This window comes from Treponema sp. R6D11, from assembly GCF_054786075.1.
Genome location: NZ_BDHD01001145.1, coordinates 1 through 376, shown reverse-complemented (window position 1 = coordinate 376; position 376 = coordinate 1). Strand labels below are relative to the sequence as shown.

The following is a 376-nucleotide window of genomic DNA, read 5'->3' as shown; positions in this document are numbered from 1 at the left end:
GGTATTCGGTTTTTTCAATGACGTCATCATTCATTAAAAACAAGGGCGCTATTTAAAATCCTTAACCCCTACGAGGTCAAGCGTGGCGAAATAGTCGTCTACCGTTTCCGGGCGGCGTATTTGTACGACGGAGCCGTCCTGGCGCAGAAGCAGTTCCCCGCAGCGGAGTTTGCCGTTGTAGTTAAAGCCCATTGCCCTTCCGTGGGCGCCGGCGTCGTGGATTATTACAAGGTCGCCTATTCCGTTTTCGCTTGCGGTCGTTATTTTAGGCAGTTTCCGTTGGACGGCGAATTTGTCGTTGTTTTCGCAGAGGCTGCCCACTATGTCGTAAACTTCGGTTAATGGGGCGTCTTCTTTCCCTGGTATCGTTATGTGA

General features: G+C 50.8%; 1 pseudogene. It reads right to left on the bottom strand.

Annotated features, from left to right (window positions below):
• Window positions 1-48 precede the first annotated feature (48 nt).
• Window positions 49-376, bottom strand: a pseudogene (locus ACYVTD_RS17860) (diaminopimelate decarboxylase); the annotation flags it as partial.